This is a genomic window from Amycolatopsis deserti, from assembly GCF_014653945.1.
GTDB classification, from domain to species: domain Bacteria; phylum Actinomycetota; class Actinomycetes; order Mycobacteriales; family Pseudonocardiaceae; genus Amycolatopsis_E; species Amycolatopsis_E deserti.
The window spans coordinates 124,039-139,676 of record NZ_BNAU01000002.1 but is presented as its reverse complement, the minus strand read 5'-3'; the positions used below and the strand labels follow the sequence as shown (position 1 = coordinate 139,676).

Below are 15,638 nucleotides of genomic sequence, written 5' to 3'. Positions count from 1 at the left end.
GACCCGCACAGAGGTAAGCGCACGCTTAGGACAGAAGGTGGCATCGATGCGGATCGGCACCCAGATCTCGTACTCCGGCGGGTTCGCCGAGAGCGTCCGCGACGTCGTCGAGCTGGAGAAGGCCGGCCTCGACGTCGTCACCATCCCCGAGGCCTACTCGTTCGACGCGGTCAGCCAGCTCGGCTACGTCGCGGCGAAGACCGAGCGGGTCCAGCTCGCGTCGGGCATCCTGCAGATCTACACGCGGACCCCGACGCTGACCGCGATGACGGCGGCCGGCCTGGACTTCGTGTCGGGTGGCCGGTTCATCCTCGGCATCGGCGCGTCCGGGCCGCAGGTCGTCGAGGGCTTCCACGGCGTCAAGTACGACGCGCCGCTGGGCCGCACCCGCGAGATCGTGGAGATCTGCCGCCAGGTCTGGCGGCGCGAGCGCGTGGTGCACGACGGCAAGCACTACCAGATCCCGCTTCCCGCGGACCAGGGCACCGGACTGGGCAAGCCGCTGAAGATCATCAACCACCCGGTGCGCGAGCGCATCCCGGTGCAGATCGCGGCGATCGGGCCCAAGAACGTGGCGCTGACCGCGGAGATCGCCGAGGGCTGGCAGCCGATCTTCTTCCACCCGGAGCGCGCGGCCGAGGTGTGGGGCGAGGCGCTGGCCGAGGGCAGGGCCAAGCGGGACCCGTCGCTGGGCGAGCTGGACGTCGCCGTCGGCGTGCCGGTGGCGATCGGCGAGGACGTGGGCCACATGCTCGACTGGGTCCGCCCGGTCGTCGCCCTCTACGTCGGCGGCATGGGTGCCCGCGGCAAGAACTTCTACAACGAGCTGGCCTGCCGGTACGGCTACGAGGCCGAGGCGAAGCTGATCCAGGACCTCTACCTGGACGGCAAGAAGGAGGAGGCCGCCGCCGCGGTGCCGGCCGAGCTGCTCAAGGCGATCTCCCTGGTCGGCCCGAAGGGGCTGATCAAGGAGCGGCTGGCCGCCCTGCGCGAGGCCGGGGTCACCACCCTGCAGGTCACCTTCCTCGAGCCCGACCCGGCGCGCCGCGTCGGCGTGGTGAGCGAGCTGCGCGAACTGCTCAGCTGACCCGGTCCAGGAACAGGAAGTCGGTCACGCCGACGACCGACAGGATCTGGCGCACGCCGGGAGGCATGGCGCGGCGCTGCTCGTCGTGCACGAGGCGGGGCCGGGTCGTCTTCACGACCTGGCCCCGCGTTTCGATCTCGCAGCCGCCGGCAGCCAGGACGTTGCGGACCCAGTCGGTGTCCGGCCCGTAGGTGAGGGCGAGGACGAAGCCGCCGTCGGCGCGGAAGACGCTCACCGGTGTCCGGTAGGTCTTCCCGGACTTGCGGCCCCGGTGGACGATCGTGGCGAACCCGGGCAGTCCCCTGGTCAGCGGGCCCAGGACGCGGTTGGTCGCGACGCGGTTGAACCGGGCGACGCTCTTCGGCAGCACCATGGGATCAGCATGCCCGCCTCGCCGCCGGAAATCAACACATGATGAATTGAAGTTTGGGTGCGCGGGTGCGGTGGAACGCTGCGGCATGCCCGAGCTGCCGGACGTGGAAGGGTTCCGCCGCACGCTCGCCGAGCACGGCGTGGGCAAGCCGATCACCGGCGTGACCACGCTCGACGCGGGGGTGCTGCGCGGAGTGAGCGCGCGCAAGCTGCGGGAGGTGTTGCGGGGCCGGCGGTTCGGCGAGCCGCGGCGGCTGGGGAAGTGGCTGATCGTGCCGGTGGACGGCGGCCCGGAGACGGTGGTGCTGCACTTCGGCATGACCGGGTCGCTGGAGTGGTCGGGTCCGGATGACCGGCAGCGGCACGACCGGGTGATCTTCGCCTTCGACGACGGCGAGCTGCGCTACCGGGACATGCGCAAGCTGCAGGGGCTGCGGCTGCTTGTGGACGACGCGGAGCTGCACCGGCTGCTCGCCGGCACCGGGCCGGACGCGCTGGAGGTGTCCCAGGAGCGGTTCCGGGAGCTGCTCGGCCGTCGCCGGGGGCTCAAGCAGTTGCTGACCGACCAGGCGGTGCTGGCCGGGCTGGGCAACCTGCTGGCCGACGAGATCCTGTGGCGGGCGCGGATCGACCCGCACGTGCGGGCCGCGGACCTGGACCGCGGCGCGGCGGACCGGGTGCACCGGGAGATGCGGCGGGTGCTGCGGGAGGCGGTGAAGGCCGGGCGGGTGCCGCCGCGCAAGACGTGGCTGACCGGCCGGCGGGACGAGCCGTCCGGGTCGTGCCCGCGGTGCGGGTGCGCGCTGGCCCGGGGCCGCGTCGGCGGGCGGGGCACGGTGTGGTGCCCGCGGTGCCAGGCCGGTTGACAGGTGCGGGAATTGGGGTAAGCCGGTGCCATGAACGACAAGGACGACGAGAAGAAGCCGGTCAACCCGGAGCCCCCACTGTCCCCGGACTTCCCCGAAGTGCGGCACCCCGATCTGGACATCGGCCCCACCGAGGACGTCGAAAAGCCGCCGAACTCGGAGAAGATCGAGGTGGAGGAGGGAGTGCCCGAGCCCCCCGACTGAGCGGGGGCGCCTAGGCGGTGGCAGGGGCGGGGTTGACGGCCGCCCCGCAGACCGCCCGCGGCCGGGTGCCCGAGTAACTGGTTTGAGCCGGCGCACCTCGGCGGCGGCAGCCGGCCGGGGCGGGGGTTGACGGCCGCGGCGCGCGCGAGCCGAGGGGCTGGCGCCGCGTGGGCCAGGCGGGCCGGCCCGTGGCGGGTGCGCTTTTGCCTCGGCGGGGGCCCGGCTCGCGCGGAGAGCAGCCATCCGACGCGGTCGGAGCTGACCACCGCGGCGCGCACCGTGCGGGCGGGTGCGGCGCGGCTTCGGCGGGCGCCGAGTCCGGCCCACCGGCGGTCGAGGTGCGGAGCGGTTGATGTCCCGCCTCTGGGCGGAGTGCGGCTCCGCCTCGGCAGGAGGCGGCCCCGGGGCCCGCTCCGAATCTCATGCGCCCCGGGCCGTCCCGCAATGCGGCCGCCGACTCTGCCTTCAGTGCGGACGCGCCTGAACCCTCAGCCGGAAGCGCGGGCGCCCCAGCACTCCGGCGGGAACCGCGGCCATCCCCGAATCCCTAGCCGCCCCGAATCAGCGCGAGGCGATGTTCCGCCGCACCTGGGCGGGGTCCCGGTGGGCCGGCTCGCGGCCCGCCGGCTGGTGCGGCTCCGGGCCGGGGTCGATCGGCGGGATCGGCTTCGTCGTGGGGGTCTCGGTCACCGACATCGGCTCGCCGTGGTGCCGGATCTCCACCTCCTTGCCGGACAGCAGCCGGTACGTCGCGTCGGTCCGGTGGATCTCCACCGCGAACCGGCTGCCGCGGAAGCACATGCGGAACTGGATGCGGTCCAGCGCGGGCGGCAGCCGCGGCGCGAAGGTGAGCTTGCCGTCGTGGTCGCGCATCCCGCCGAAGCCCGCGACCACCCCCATCCACGCCCCGGCCAGCGACGCCATGTGCAGTCCATTTCGGACGTTGTTGTGCACGTCGTGCAGATCGGTCAGCGCCGCCTCACCCAGGTAGTCGTAGGCGAGGTCCAGGTGCCCCACCTCGGCCGCGATCACCGACTGCGTACCGGCCGACAGCGACGAGTCCCGCACCGTACGGGCCTCGTAGTAGGCGAAGTTGCGCTGCTTCTGCTCCGGCGTGAACGCATCGCCCCGGAAGTGCAGCGCCAGCACCAGATCCGCCTGCTTGACCACCTGCTTGCGGTACAGGTCGAAGTACGGGTAGTTCAGCAGCAGCGGGTAGTTCTCCAGCGGCGTGCCCGCGAAGTCCCAGTCCAGGTGCTCGGTGAACCCCTCCGACTGCGGGTGCACCCCGAGCTCTTCGTTGTACGGCACGAACATCCGCTCGGCCGCCTGCCGCCAGCCGGCCAGCTCGGATTCGTCCACACCGAACAGTTCGGCGACCTCCGGCACCCGCTCGCAGGAGGCCGCCGCCTCGCGGAAGTTCCGCTGCGCCATCAGGTTCGTGTAGACGTTGTTGTCCGCGACGGCCGAGTACTCGTCCGGCCCGGTCACGCCGTCGATGCGGAAGCGGCCGTGCCGGTCGAAGTGGCCCAGCGACATCCACAGCCGCGCCGTTTCCAGCAGCAGCTCGGTGCCGCACTGGCGCTCGAAATCCGCGTCGCCGGTGGCCCAGTAGTAGCGGGCGACCGCGTCGGCGATGTCGGCGCTGACGTGGAACGCCGCGGTGCCCGCCGGCCAGTACGCCGAGCACTCCGCGCCGTTGATCGACCGCCACGGGAACGCCGCGCCGCGCAGTCCCAGCTGCCGCGCCCGTTCCCGCGCCTTGGGCAGCGTGGAATGCCGCCACCGCAACGCATCCCGCGCCGCTTCCGGCACGCTGTAGGTCAGCACCGGCAGCACGAACGACTCGGTGTCCCAGAAGGCGTGGCCGTCGTAGCCCGGCCCGGTCAGCCCCTTGCCCGGGATCGCGCGGCTCTCGCCGCGGGCCCCGGCCTGCAGGATGTGGAACAACGCGAACCGCGTCGCCTGCTGCAGCTCCGGGTCGCCGTCGATCTCGACGTCGGCGGTCTCCCAGAAGTCGTCGAGGAACGCGCGCTGCTCGGCCAGCAGCCCGTCCCAGCCGGTCTGCAGCGCCCCGGCCAGCGCGGCGTCGACCTGCGCGCGCAACGCCGGCACCGAACGCTGCGCCGACCACCCGTAGCCGACGAACTTCGTCAGCCGCAGCACCTTGCCCTGCGGCACGTCCACCGCGATGCTCAGCCGCGCCAGGTCCTCCTCGGCGAGGATGTCGGTGCGCAGCCCGTCCGGCGACTCGATCTGGTGGTCCATCGCCGCGGCCACCCGCAACCCGGACCGCCGCGTCTGGTGCACCAGCACCGCGCGGTAGTGGTCGGCGAGGAAGAACTCCGACTCCAGCGGCGACTGCAGCGCCGCGGCCACCCGCGGGTCCCTGGTGTCCGACTCGATCGGCTCGTTGGCCAGGAGGTCCGACTGCAGCACCAGCTGCATCTTCCCGTCCAGCGGCTCGACCTCGTACCGGATCGCCACCACCGCGCGCTGGGTGAACGACACCAGCCGCTGGGTCCGCACCCGCACGCACCGGCCGGTCGGCGACGACCACTCGGTGGTGCGGCTCAGCGTGCCGGTCCGGAAGTCCAGCACCCGCTCGTGCGCGGTCGCGGTGCCGTAGCGCATGTCGAACGGCTCGTCCTCCACCAGCAGGCGGATGATCTTGCCGTCGGTGACGTTGACGATCGTCTGCCCGGCTTCCGGGTAGCCGTAGCCGGCCTCGGCGTAGGGCAGCTCGTGTTCTTCGTAGAAGCCGTTCAGGTAGGTGCCGGGCAAACCGCGCGGCTCGCCCTCCTCGAGGGTGCCGCGCAGGCCGATGTGCCCGTTCGACAACGCGAACGTCGACTCGGTGCGCTGCAACTGGTCGACCGCCAGCCCGCGCCACCGCAGTTCCCACGGCGCGCACTCGTAGCCGCGCGTCACGAGGCTCATGCCTGGTCCCCCAACAGTTCCGCGAGATCCTCCACCACCACGTCGGCGCCGTGCTCCCGCAGCGCCTCCGCCTGGTCCGCCCGGTTCACGCCGACGACGAACCCGAAGTTCCCCGCCCGGCCCGCCTCGACACCCGCCAGCGCGTCCTCGAACACGGCGGCCTGCTTCGGCTCGACGCCCAGCGCCTTGGCCCCGGCCAGGAACGAGTCCGGCGCCGGTTTGCCGCGCAGCCCGTCGCGGGTGATGACCAGCCCGTCGATGCGGGCCTGCACGAACGGGGTGAACCCGGCGGCGTCGAGGACGGCCTGCGCGTTCGCCGACGACGTGACGACCGCGATCGCCAGCCCCGCGTCCCGCGCGGCCTCCAGGTACCGGCGCGAGCCCTCGTACGGGTTGGGCCCGCGCTCGGCGATGATCCGCAGCACGAGGTCGTTCTTGCGGTTGCCCAGGCCGTGCACGGTGTGCTCGGTCACCGCGTCGCCGGGGTCGCCCTCGGGCAGGTCGATCCCGCGGGCGGCGAGGAACGTGCGGACCCCGTCCAGCCGCGGCCGCCCGTCCACGTAGTTGGCGTAGTCGGCGTCGGTGAACGGGTGGAAACCGCTTCCGTCCCGTTCGCGCAGGAACTGGTCGAACGTCTGCTTCCAGGCTTCCCGGTGCAGCGCGGCGGTGCCGGTCAGGACACCGTCCAGGTCGAACAGGCACGCGGTGATGCCGTCGGGCAACCCGATCATGCCCTGCACGGTACCTGCGAACGGGCGCGCCCGCCGCCTTCCACTGCGTATAACGACCTATACCGCGCCGCTCTGGTGCTCCGGGTGCGGACGAGCAACGTCAGACGCTACCGATCAGCCAGCACGGAGAACCGCTGCGCCCGCTCCCGCACCCCGTCACGGTCGCCGAGGCCGTCCAGCGCCGCCTCGACGGCGGGACCGTCGATCACCCGGCGCTGCGTCCCGTTCGTCACCGCGGAATCGTCTCATCCGCCCGCGGCCCGGGTTGCTGGCAGGATCGAACCGTGACCGACATCGTCTTCCGCACCGCACGGGAACTGCGCGCCGCGCTCGGGGCGCGTGAGCTGTCCGTCCGCGAGGTCGTCCAGGCGCACCTCGACCAGATCGAACGCGTCAACCCGCGGGTCAACGCCGTCGTCACGGTGGTCGCCGAGCGGGCGCTGGCCGAGGCAGCCGCGGCCGACGAACGCGCGGCCCGCGGCGAGGATCTGCCGCCCCTGTACGGCATCCCGGTCGCGCACAAGGACACCCACGAGACGGCCGGCATCCGCACCACGTTCGGCTCGCCACTGCACGCCGAGTACGTGCCCGAACGGGACGAGCTGGTGATCGAGCGCATGCGCGCCGCCGGGGTGATCAGCCTCGGCAAGACCAACGTGCCGGAGTTCGCCGCCGGATCGCACACGTTCAACCCGGTCTTCGGCGCCACCCGCAACCCGTACGACCCCAGCCGGTCCGCGGGCGGCAGCAGCGGGGGCGCCGCGGCCGCCCTCGCCACCGGGATGCACCCACTCGCCGACGGCAGTGACCTCGGCGGCTCACTGCGCAACCCGGCGTCGTTCTGCAACGTCGTGGGCTTCCGGCCGTCGATCGGGCGGGTGCCGTCGTGGCCGGCGCCGCTGGGCTGGTCCGGGCTGGCGACGGCGGGTCCGATGGCCCGCACGGTCGCCGACGCCGCCCTGCTGCTGTCGGTGCTCGCCGGGCCGGACCCGCGCTCGCCGATCGCGCTGGACGAGCCGGGGGAGGGATTCGCGCACTCGCTGGACCGCGACGTGCGGGGCCTGCGGATCGCGTGGTCGCCCGATCTGGGCGGGAGCGTGCCGGTGGAACCGGAGGTCGCGCACGTGGTCGAGGCCTCGGCGAAGGTGTTCGCCGACCTGGGATGCGTGGTGGAGCGCGACTGCCCGGACTTCGCCGGCGCGGACGAGGCGTTCCGCATCCTGCGGGCGTGGCAGTTCGCGGTGAAGTTCGGGCCGCTGCTGGAATCCGCGCGCGACCGGCTCAAGGACACCATCGTGTGGAACACCGAGGAGGGGCTGCGGCTGTCGGCGACCGACGTGGGCCGCGCCGAGGTCCTGCGCACCGAGCTGTTCCACCGCTTCCGCGAGTTCTTCACCCGCTACGACTTCCTGCTGCTGCCGGTGAGCCAGGTGCCGCCGTTCGACGGCGAGCTGGAGTACCCGACGCGGGTCGCCGGGCAGGACATGGAGACCTACCTGGACTGGATGCGTTCCGCGTACTTCGTGACGGTCAGCGGCTCGCCCGCGCTGTCGGTGCCGGCCGGGTTCACGCCGGGCGGCCTGCCGGTGGGGGTGCAGATCGTGGGGCCGCACCGCGCGGACTTCGCCGTTCTGCAGCTGGGGCACGCGTTCGAACAGGCCACGCGGGTGGGCCGGCAGCGTCCGGCGGTGGCGTGATGAGGGCGCGGGAGCTGTGGGTGGTGCTGGAGACGCTGCATGACGTCACCTACTTCGCCCCGCAGGCGAGGGCGGCGCACGAGGCCGCGGGGCTGCGCGGGTTCTGGCGCGGGTACGTCGGGACGCGGGCGGCGCCGCTGGGGGCGGCGGGTCTCGGCGTGGTGACGGCGGTGTTCTACAACTTCGCGCCGTCGTTCCTGGCGCGATCGGTGCCCGCGATCTGGGACGTGGTGTCCCCGGAGGAGGCGCTGGCGGCGCGGAGCGCGGGTGCGGTGGCAGCGTTGCGTGAGCACGTGCCGGAGGTGCCGGAGCCGGTGCTTTCGGTGCTGCGGCGGGTCGTCGAGGCGGTCGGCTGGGCGGGGCGGCCGCTGGGGGCGGCGAACGCGGCGTTGCCGTGGCCGGACGAGCCGCTCGCCGCGCTCTGGCAGGCGGCGACCACGTTGCGCGAGCACCGCGGCGACGGTCATGTGGCGGTGCTGGCCGCGGAGGGCATCGACGGCCTGGAGGCGCACGCCCTGCGCGACGCGGCGGACGGCAGCCGGAGCGTGGTGGCGCCGAACCGCGGCTGGACGGATGAGGAGTGGACCGCGGCCCGCGAGCGCTTGACGGGACGGGGACTCCTCGGTGCGGACGGCCTCACCGAGGAGGGCGCCCGCCTGCGGGCCCACATCGAGCGGCGGACGGACGAGCTGGCGGCGGTGCCGTATTCGGTCGTGGGTGACGAGGAGCTGGCTGCCCTGGATGGTTGGCTGCGGCCGATCGCGCGCGGGCTGGTGCCGGCGCCGGTACCGCACCCGAACCCGGTGGGGACGCCGGCTCCTTAGCGGCAGTGCGGCGGGCGGATCTGGGCGGCCGGCCGCATCGGCGGCGGGGGCGCCGGGGCGGCGCGAGGGTGTGCTGCGGCCGAGCGGGGCGCAGCCCGCGCCGGGTGGCTGGCCGCGGCTGGGTGGCTGACCGCCGCTGGGCGGCGGGGATCCGCGTTGGAGCCGGAATCTGGTTCGGCCGGGCGGCGAAGCCGCTGTTCGCCGTGGCGCGGCCGCGTGCCGCCGAGCTGTCCCGGCGCCAGGCGGTGCGGTGGAAGCGGGTCGCCGGGATGCCCCGGCCGGGGTTGCCGCCGAGACGCCCCTGCAGCCGGGGGCGCCGCCGAGGCATCAGGCCCAGCGCGAGCGGTGGCCGTGCCCACCCGCAGCGCGGGCTCGGCCTCAGAACTGCAGCCAGCCCACTGCCGACGCCACCAGCAGCGCCGCCACCAGGATGGCCAGCACCACCGCGATCACGATGGTCGCCACGGGGAGGGCCCTCGGGGGTTTCTGCTGGTGGTGCGACAGGCCCGAGGTCTGCCCCGAGTCCGGGGGCGTGTCACCGGGGGCCACGCCTCCGCCGGGTTCCAGCCCCGGCGTCCGGGCGGGGTCGGGGTCGGGCGGGACGTCGCCGGGGCGCGGGTCGCTCATCGGGAACTCACCTCTGACACGTCGAACGACAAGCCCTTGTCCCCGCCGGCCACGCGTACCCGCGCGCCCGGGGTCAGCTCGCCGCGCAGCATCATCCTCGACAACGGGTTGTCGACCTCGCGCTGGATCGTGCGGCGCATCGGGCGCGCGCCGAACTCGGGCTGGTACCCGGCGCGCGCCAGCCACTGCACCGCTTCCGGCGTGAACTCCAGCGTGATGTCCTGCGCGTGCGCCCGCCGTTTCGTCTGCTCCAGCATCAGCTCGGTGATCTGCTCCAGCTGCCGGGCCTCGAGCTTGCGGAACACGATGATCTCGTCGATCCGGTTGAGGAACTCCGGCCGGAACTGCTCCCGCAGCCGCCGCATCAGCCGGTCCCGCAGCGGCGCCTCGGCGTCGCCGCGGTCGGTGCCGAACCCGAGCGCGCCCTGCGTGCTGCTGGAAATGATCTCCGACCCGATGTTGCTGGTCATGATCAGCACCGTGTTGGTGAAGTTCACCGTGCGCCCGCGCCCGTCGGTCAGCCTGCCGTCGTCGAGGACCTGCAGCAGCACGTTGAAGATCTCCGGGTGCGCCTTCTCGATCTCGTCGAACAGCACCACCGAGTAGGGCCGCCGCCGCACCGCCTCGGTCAGCTGCCCGGCCTCCTCGTACCCGACGTAGCCCGGGGGAGCGCCGATCAGCCTGCTGACCGTGTGCCGCTCGCCGTACTCGGACATGTCCAGCCGGATCATCCGCTCCTCGTCGCCGAACAGCGCCGCCGCCAGCGCCCGCGCCAGCTCGGTCTTGCCGACCCCGGTCGGGCCGAGGAACAGGAAACTGCCGTAAGGCCGGTTCGGGGGCGCGAATCCGGCCCGCGACCGGCGCACCGCCTCGGCGACCGCGTCCACCGCCTCCTCCTGCCCGACGACCCGTTCGTGCAGGTGCTCCTCCAGCCGCAGCAGCCGCTCGCGCTCGTCCTCGGTCAGCTGGTTCACCGGGACCCCGGTCAGCCGCGAGATCACCTCGGCGATGTCCTCGCGCGTCACCTCCTGCGCGCCGCTGGGCCGCCCGTCGCTGTCCGCGGTGCGCAGCTGCTCCCGCAGGCCGGCGATCTCGTCGCGCAGGGCCGAGGCGCGTTCGAAGTTCTCCTCGGCGACGGCCTGGTCCTTGTCCCGGGACAGCTCCTCCAGCCGGGCCTGCAGCTCGCGCACGTCGTGCGGACGGCGCCCGGCACGCAACCGCACCCGTGCGCCCGCCTGGTCGATCAGGTCGATCGCCTTGTCCGGCAGGAACCGGTCGGTCAGGTAGCGGTCGGACAGGTCGGCGGCCGCGGCCAGCGCCTCGTCGGTGAACCGGACCTGGTGGTGCGCCTCGTACCGGTCGCGCAGGCCGTGCAGGATCGCGACCGTGTCGGCCACCGACGGCTCGGGCACCAGGATCGGCTGGAACCGCCGCTCCAGCGCCGGGTCGTTTTCGATGTGCTGCCGGTACTCCTCCAGCGTGGTCGCGCCGACGATGTGCAGTTCGCCGCGCGCCAGGGCGGGTTTGAGCATGTTGCCCGCGCCCATCGAGCCCTCCGAGGAGCCCGCACCGACGACGGTGTGCAGTTCGTCGATGAACACGATCAGCTGGTCGCGGTGAGCGCGGATCTCGTCGAGGAGGTTGGTCATGCGCTCCTCGAAGTCGCCGCGGTAGCGGGTGCCGGCGACCATCGCGGTCAGGTCGAGCCGCACCACCTTGCGCCGGGACAGCAGGTCGGGCACGTCGCCGTCGCAGATGCGCTGCGCCAGGCCCTCCACGATGGCCGTCTTGCCCACGCCCGGTTCGCCGATCAGGACCGGGTTGTTCTTGGTGCGCCGGGACAGGACCTCGATGGTCTGCTCGATCTCCTCGTCCCGCCCGACGACCGGGTCGATGCCGCCCTCGGCCGCTTCGGCGGTGAGATCGCGCCCGTACTGGTCCAGCGTCGGCGTGTCGGTGCGGGTCTGCGGCCGCTGTTCGGGCCGGCCGTGCTGCGGTGACGGGCCCTGGAACGCCTCGGGGGTGACGCCCGCCCGCGCGAGGATGCGGCCGGCCGCGGAGTCCGGGTTGGCCACGAGCGCGAGCAGCAGGTGCTGGGGCCCGATGTAGGTGGAGCCGAGGGTGCGGGCGATGCCGTGCGCGTCCAGCAGCGTGCGCTTGGCCCCCGGCGCGAGCATCGCCGGCGTGCTGCGCTGACCGGTGCCGTTGCCGTGCCGGTCGATCTCGCGAGCGATCTCCTCGGGGTTCGCGCCCGCGCTCTCCAGCAGCTGCCGCGTCGGCGACGCCTGGGTGGCCGCCCACAGCAGCTGTTCGGTGTCGACGTCGGTGCGGCCCTGCTCGGCGGCCTTCTCGGCGGCGTGCGCGACGAGTTCCCGGGCCTGGCCGGACATCAGGCGGGTGATGTCGACCGCGTTCGGCCGTCTGCTGGGCACGGCGTTGCCGAAGAACTGCGCCAGGAACTGGTCGAACGGACTGCCGGGCCCGCCCGCGAAGAAGCCGGTCATCTGCGGGAACACTCCTTAGCCGTCGGGGTGCGGGCCCGGCGATCCACTTCGGACGGAGCGGGCCCGGGCCGTCCACCGACGTCGGCTACCCGTGCGCGGGCGCGGCGAAACGACGCGTCAGGGCTCTTCGGTGAGCTTCTCGCGCAGGTGCTGCAGGGTCTGCGCGAGCAGCCGCGACACGTGCATCTGGGAGATCCCGACGCGCTTGGCGATCTGCGTCTGCGTCATGTTGCCGAAGAACCGCAGCATCAGGATGGTCCGCTCGCGCGGGGCGAGGTCGCGCAGCAGCGGCTGCAGCGCCTCGTGGTTCTCGACCGTCTCGATGCCGTAGTCCTCTTCGCCGAGGGTGTCGGCCAGCGACGCGGCCTCGTCGTCCTCACCGGCGGGTTTGTCGACCGACACCGCGTAGTAGGCGTTGCCGGCCTGCAGGCCCTCGCTCACCTCGTCGGGCGTGAGCTCCAGCTCGCGGGCGATCTCGGTCGGGGTCGGCGCGCGGCCCAGGCGCTGGCCCAGCTCGCTGCTGGCCTGCCCGATCTGCAGGTGGAGTTCCTTGAGCCGGCGCGGCACCCGCACCGACCAGCTGGCGTCGCGGAAGTGGCGCCGCACCTCGCCCATGATCGTCGGCACGGCGAAGGACAGGAAGTCGGTGCCGCGTTCGGGCTCGAACCGGTCGACCGCGTTGATCAGCCCGACCCGCGCGACCTGCAGCAGGTCCTCGTACGCCTCGCCGCGCCCGCTGAACCGGCGCGCGATGTGCTCGGCCACCGACAGGTACTGGGTGACCAGCGCGGTGCGGAGCCGCTCCCGGCGCGGATCATCCGGCGGGGTGGCCGCCAGATCCGTGAAGGTGGGGGTGTCGCCCTCCGAGGATTCGTTGTCCTCGACGGTGCCCGCGAGGCGCGTCTCAGCCAACGTTCCGCTTCCCCCCGCTGCTTCGTCCCGGCCTGGTCATGGCCCGGACTACCCCGTCCCGCGGTTCGCCACACCTGGTTGCGGCCGCCCGGCGCGGGGAACCCCGCCCGGGCAAGCCGGAACGAAGGAGGTCTATCCATGGCTGAGCACACCACGGGGCGGGCGCCGGTGGCCCAGGGTTTCGCGCTGCTGGTCGGCGTGGTGTTCCTGGCGCTGGGGATCGGCGGGTTCGCCACGTCCGGCGAACTCCTCGGATTCCACACGGGAACGCTGCTGAACCTCACGCGCACCGCGGTCGGCCTGCTCGCGCTGGTGGCGGCGTGGAAGGGACCGTCCGCGCGGATCATCGCCCTGGTGGTCTTCTTCGGACTGCTGGGAATCACGGTGTGGGGCCTGCTGTCGGCGGGCACGGGCGGCCCGGGTGACGTCCGCCGCGTGTTCGATCCGGCCTGGACGGACAACGCGCTGCACGGCGTGGTCGCGGTGCTGGGTCTGGTCGTCTTCCTGCTGCCCGCCCGGACGAGGACCACCGAACGAGTGTGACGACCACGGAGAGTAGCAGTGCTGCGTAGCGTGTTTAGTTCCTCTGCCAGGGTGAAAGAACTTCTCCATGAGACGGGCAGAGGACGATCCGCTGCGCATACTGCTGTGGCACGTACACGGGTCCTGGACCAGTTCGTTCGTGCGCGGGCGGCACGAATACCTCCTTCCGCTGCTGCCGGAGGGCGGTCCCTGGGGCCGGGGGCGTTGTGACCGAGCGTGGCCGTCGGCGCGGGAAGTGAGCCCGGCCCAGCTGCGCGACGCCGACATCGACGTGGTCGTCCTCCAGCGCCCGGAGGAGATCGAGCTGACCGAGCGCTGGACCGGGCGGCGGCCCGGCCGGGACGTGCCCGCGGTGTTCGTCGAGCACAACACCCCGACCGGCGACGTGCCGCGCACGCGGCACCCGCTGGCCGACCAGGACGAGATCCCGCTGGTGCACGTCACCCACTTCAACCACCTGATCTGGGACTCCGGCCGGGCGCCGGCCACGGTCATCGAGCACGGCGTGGTCGACCCGGGCGAGCGCTACACCGGCGAGGAGGCCTCGATCGGCCTGGTGATGAACGAGCCGGTGCGGCGGGGCCGGGCGGTCGGCACCGACCTGCTGCCGGCCTTCGCCGAGGTCGCGCCGCTGGACGTGTGGGGCATCGGCGTGGAGAAGCTCGAGGAGCACTTCGGCCTGGGGGAGCGCCTGCGCACGCGGGGTGATCTCGGGCAGGACGCCCTGCACGCGGGGCTGGCGCGGTGCCGGGTGTACCTGCACACGCCGCGCTGGACGTCGCTGGGCCTGTCGCTGATCGAGGCGATGCACCTGGGGATGCCGGTGCTGGCGGTGGCCAGCACCGAGGCGTCCCGGGCGGTGCCGCCGGAGGCGGGTGTCGTCTCGGCGGATGTGAACGAACTGGTGCGTGCGGCCGCCGAGCTCATGGCGGACCCGGAACTGGCGCACCGGATGGGCAAGCAAGCGCGCGAGCACGCGCTGGCCAGCTACGGCCTGGACGCCTTCCTGCGCAACTGGGAGGTCCAGCTCGGCCGGGTGACGAGTGGAGGTAGCGCATGAAGATCTCGATGGTGTCGGAGCACGCCAACCCACTGGCCGTCCTGGGCGAGGTGGACGCGGGCGGGCAGAACCTGCACGTGGCGGAGCTGTCCGCGGCGTTGTGCCGCCAGGGCCACGACGTCACCGTCTACACCCGGCGCGACGACGGGGACCAGCCCGAGCAGGTCCGGGCCCCCGCGGGCTACCGGGTGGTGCACGTGCCGGCCGGCCCGGCGCGGCACCTGCCCAAGGACGAACTGCTGCCGCACATGACCGAGTTCGGGCGCTACCTGGCGAAGGCGTGGCAACGCGACACCCCGGACGTGGTGCACGCGCACTTCTGGATGTCCGGTCTGGCGTCGCTGCTCGCCACCCGCGGCGCCGACGTCCCGGTGGTCCAGACCTTTCACGCGCTGGGGGTGGTGAAGAAGCGGTACCAGGGCACGGCGGACACCAGCCCGCCCGAGCGGGTGCAGCTGGAGCGGCTGATCGGCAAGAACGCCGCCCGCGTCGCCGCGACCTGCTCCGACGAGGTCTTCGAGCTGGCCCGGATGGGCCTGCCGCGTTCGCGCATGTCGGTCGCCCCGTGCGGGGTGGACCTGGAGCGCTTCACCCCGGACGGCCCGGTCGCCCCGCGCGGCAACCTGCACCGGATCGTCAGCGTCGGCCGGCTGGTGCCGCGCAAGGGGTTCGCGACGGCGATCGCCGCGCTGCCCGCGGTGCCCGGTGCCGAGCTGGTGATCGCCGGGGGCCCCGAGCGCGGGCGGCTCGCCGACGACCCGGAGGCCAAGCGCCTGATGGAACTGGCGCAGCGGCTCGGCGTCGCGGACCGGGTGCGGCTGCTGGGCCAGGTGACCCGCGACGAGATGCCGTCGCTGCTGCGGTCGGCGGACCTGGTCGTGTGCACGCCGTGGTACGAGCCGTTCGGCATCGTGCCGCTGGAGGCGATGGCCTGCGGGGTCCCGGTGGTGGCGGCCGCGGTCGGCGGGCTGATCGACACCGTGGTGGACGGCGTGACCGGTGAGCTGGTGCCACCGAAGCGGCCGGAGGCGCTGGCCGCGACGCTGCGGCGGCTGCTGGGCGACCCCGCGCAGCGCGAGGCGTACGGGATCGCCGGCTGCGACCGGGCGCGGTCGCGGTACTCGTGGGACCGCATCGCGATCGACGTGCTGCGCATCTACGAGAAGGCGCTGGGGGACAAGGCCCCGGCGGGCGCGGTGCTGCCCGCGGACGCCGCGGCCAGCCCGGTCTGACGTAAGAAGCGAGCGGAGAGTCCCCTCGGGATCCGGTTC

At 73.2% G+C, this 15,638-nt stretch carries 15 protein-coding genes; 8 read left to right on the top strand and 7 right to left on the bottom strand.

From position 1 onward, the window contains the following. The first annotated feature begins 46 nt into the window (after positions 1 to 46). Complete coding sequence (locus tag IE290_RS09155) at positions 47 to 1,087, top strand: LLM class F420-dependent oxidoreductase (RefSeq protein ID WP_191244124.1); 1,041 nt, start codon at positions 47 to 49, stop codon at positions 1,085 to 1,087. Here the strand turns inward: IE290_RS09155 and IE290_RS09150 are convergent. Continuing rightward, on the bottom strand, positions 1,080 to 1,460 hold the full coding sequence (locus IE290_RS09150) for a nitroreductase family deazaflavin-dependent oxidoreductase (protein WP_191244123.1): 381 nt from the start codon (positions 1,458 to 1,460) through the stop codon (positions 1,080 to 1,082). The two genes, IE290_RS09155 and IE290_RS09150, sit on opposite strands and share 8 nt — an antisense overlap. Positions 1,461 to 1,545: 85 nt before the next feature. Between IE290_RS09150 and IE290_RS09145 the strand changes: the two genes are divergently transcribed. After that, positions 1,546 to 2,325 (top strand): Fpg/Nei family DNA glycosylase, encoded by a 780-nt coding sequence (locus tag IE290_RS09145; RefSeq protein ID WP_191244122.1) that lies wholly within the window; start codon positions 1,546 to 1,548, stop codon positions 2,323 to 2,325. Positions 2,326 to 2,355: 30 nt separating this feature from the next. After that, positions 2,356 to 2,529, top strand: a complete 174-nt coding sequence (locus IE290_RS09140) for a hypothetical protein (RefSeq protein ID WP_191244121.1) — start codon at positions 2,356 to 2,358, stop codon at positions 2,527 to 2,529. Between the two features lie 561 nt (positions 2,530 to 3,090). Here the strand turns inward: IE290_RS09140 and IE290_RS09135 are convergent. From IE290_RS09135 to IE290_RS38195, 3 genes are all read right to left on the bottom strand, one after another. Next, positions 3,091 to 5,469, bottom strand: coding sequence for a glycoside hydrolase family 65 protein (locus tag IE290_RS09135; RefSeq protein ID WP_191244120.1), 2,379 nt, complete (start codon positions 5,467 to 5,469; stop codon positions 3,091 to 3,093). Next, positions 5,466 to 6,200: an HAD family hydrolase gene (locus IE290_RS09130; RefSeq protein WP_191244119.1), complete on the bottom strand. Its 735-nt coding sequence runs from the start codon at positions 6,198 to 6,200 to the stop codon at positions 5,466 to 5,468. Before IE290_RS09130 ends, IE290_RS09135 begins: the two co-directional genes overlap by 4 nt. Positions 6,201 to 6,307: 107 nt before the next feature. Next, positions 6,308 to 6,433 (bottom strand): hypothetical protein, encoded by a 126-nt coding sequence (locus tag IE290_RS38195; protein ID WP_268246330.1) that lies wholly within the window; start codon positions 6,431 to 6,433, stop codon positions 6,308 to 6,310. Positions 6,434 to 6,484: 51 nt separating this feature from the next. Between IE290_RS38195 and IE290_RS09120 the strand changes: the two genes are divergently transcribed. Next, the gene (locus IE290_RS09120; RefSeq protein ID WP_191244118.1) at positions 6,485 to 7,897 is read left to right on the top strand and encodes an amidase; all 1,413 of its coding nucleotides are present in this window, start codon (positions 6,485 to 6,487) and stop codon (positions 7,895 to 7,897) included. Continuing rightward, positions 7,897 to 8,721: an SCO6745 family protein gene (locus IE290_RS09115; protein WP_191244117.1), complete on the top strand. Its 825-nt coding sequence runs from the start codon at positions 7,897 to 7,899 to the stop codon at positions 8,719 to 8,721. Before IE290_RS09120 ends, IE290_RS09115 begins: the two co-directional genes overlap by 1 nt. A gap of 378 nt (positions 8,722 to 9,099) precedes the next feature. Here the strand turns inward: IE290_RS09115 and IE290_RS09110 are convergent, their stop codons facing one another. The 3 genes from IE290_RS09110 to IE290_RS09100 all read right to left on the bottom strand — a co-directional run bounded on the left by IE290_RS09110 (position 9,100) and on the right by IE290_RS09100 (position 12,764). After that, positions 9,100 to 9,348, bottom strand: coding sequence for a DUF6480 family protein (locus IE290_RS09110; RefSeq protein WP_191244116.1), 249 nt, complete (start codon positions 9,346 to 9,348; stop codon positions 9,100 to 9,102). Then, a complete protein-coding gene (locus IE290_RS09105) occupies positions 9,345 to 11,852 on the bottom strand; it encodes an ATP-dependent Clp protease ATP-binding subunit (protein ID WP_191244115.1) in 2,508 nt (835 codons plus the stop codon). Before IE290_RS09105 ends, IE290_RS09110 begins: the two co-directional genes overlap by 4 nt. 117 nt (positions 11,853 to 11,969) lie before the next feature. Then, on the bottom strand, positions 11,970 to 12,764 hold the full coding sequence (locus IE290_RS09100) for a SigB/SigF/SigG family RNA polymerase sigma factor (RefSeq protein WP_191244114.1): 795 nt from the start codon (positions 12,762 to 12,764) through the stop codon (positions 11,970 to 11,972). A gap of 138 nt (positions 12,765 to 12,902) precedes the next feature. Here IE290_RS09100 and IE290_RS09095 point away from each other — a divergent pair, with 138 nt between their 5' ends. The 3 genes from IE290_RS09095 to IE290_RS09085 all read left to right on the top strand — a co-directional run bounded on the left by IE290_RS09095 (position 12,903) and on the right by IE290_RS09085 (position 15,599). After that, positions 12,903 to 13,307: a DUF4383 domain-containing protein gene (locus tag IE290_RS09095; protein ID WP_191244113.1), complete on the top strand. Its 405-nt coding sequence runs from the start codon at positions 12,903 to 12,905 to the stop codon at positions 13,305 to 13,307. Positions 13,308 to 13,542: 235 nt separating this feature from the next. Beyond that, the gene (locus IE290_RS09090; RefSeq protein ID WP_191245090.1) at positions 13,543 to 14,367 is read left to right on the top strand and encodes a glycosyltransferase; all 825 of its coding nucleotides are present in this window, start codon (positions 13,543 to 13,545) and stop codon (positions 14,365 to 14,367) included. Then, the gene (locus IE290_RS09085; protein WP_191244112.1) at positions 14,364 to 15,599 is read left to right on the top strand and encodes a glycosyltransferase; all 1,236 of its coding nucleotides are present in this window, start codon (positions 14,364 to 14,366) and stop codon (positions 15,597 to 15,599) included. Before IE290_RS09090 ends, IE290_RS09085 begins: the two co-directional genes overlap by 4 nt. The last annotated feature ends 39 nt before the right edge of the window (positions 15,600 to 15,638 follow it).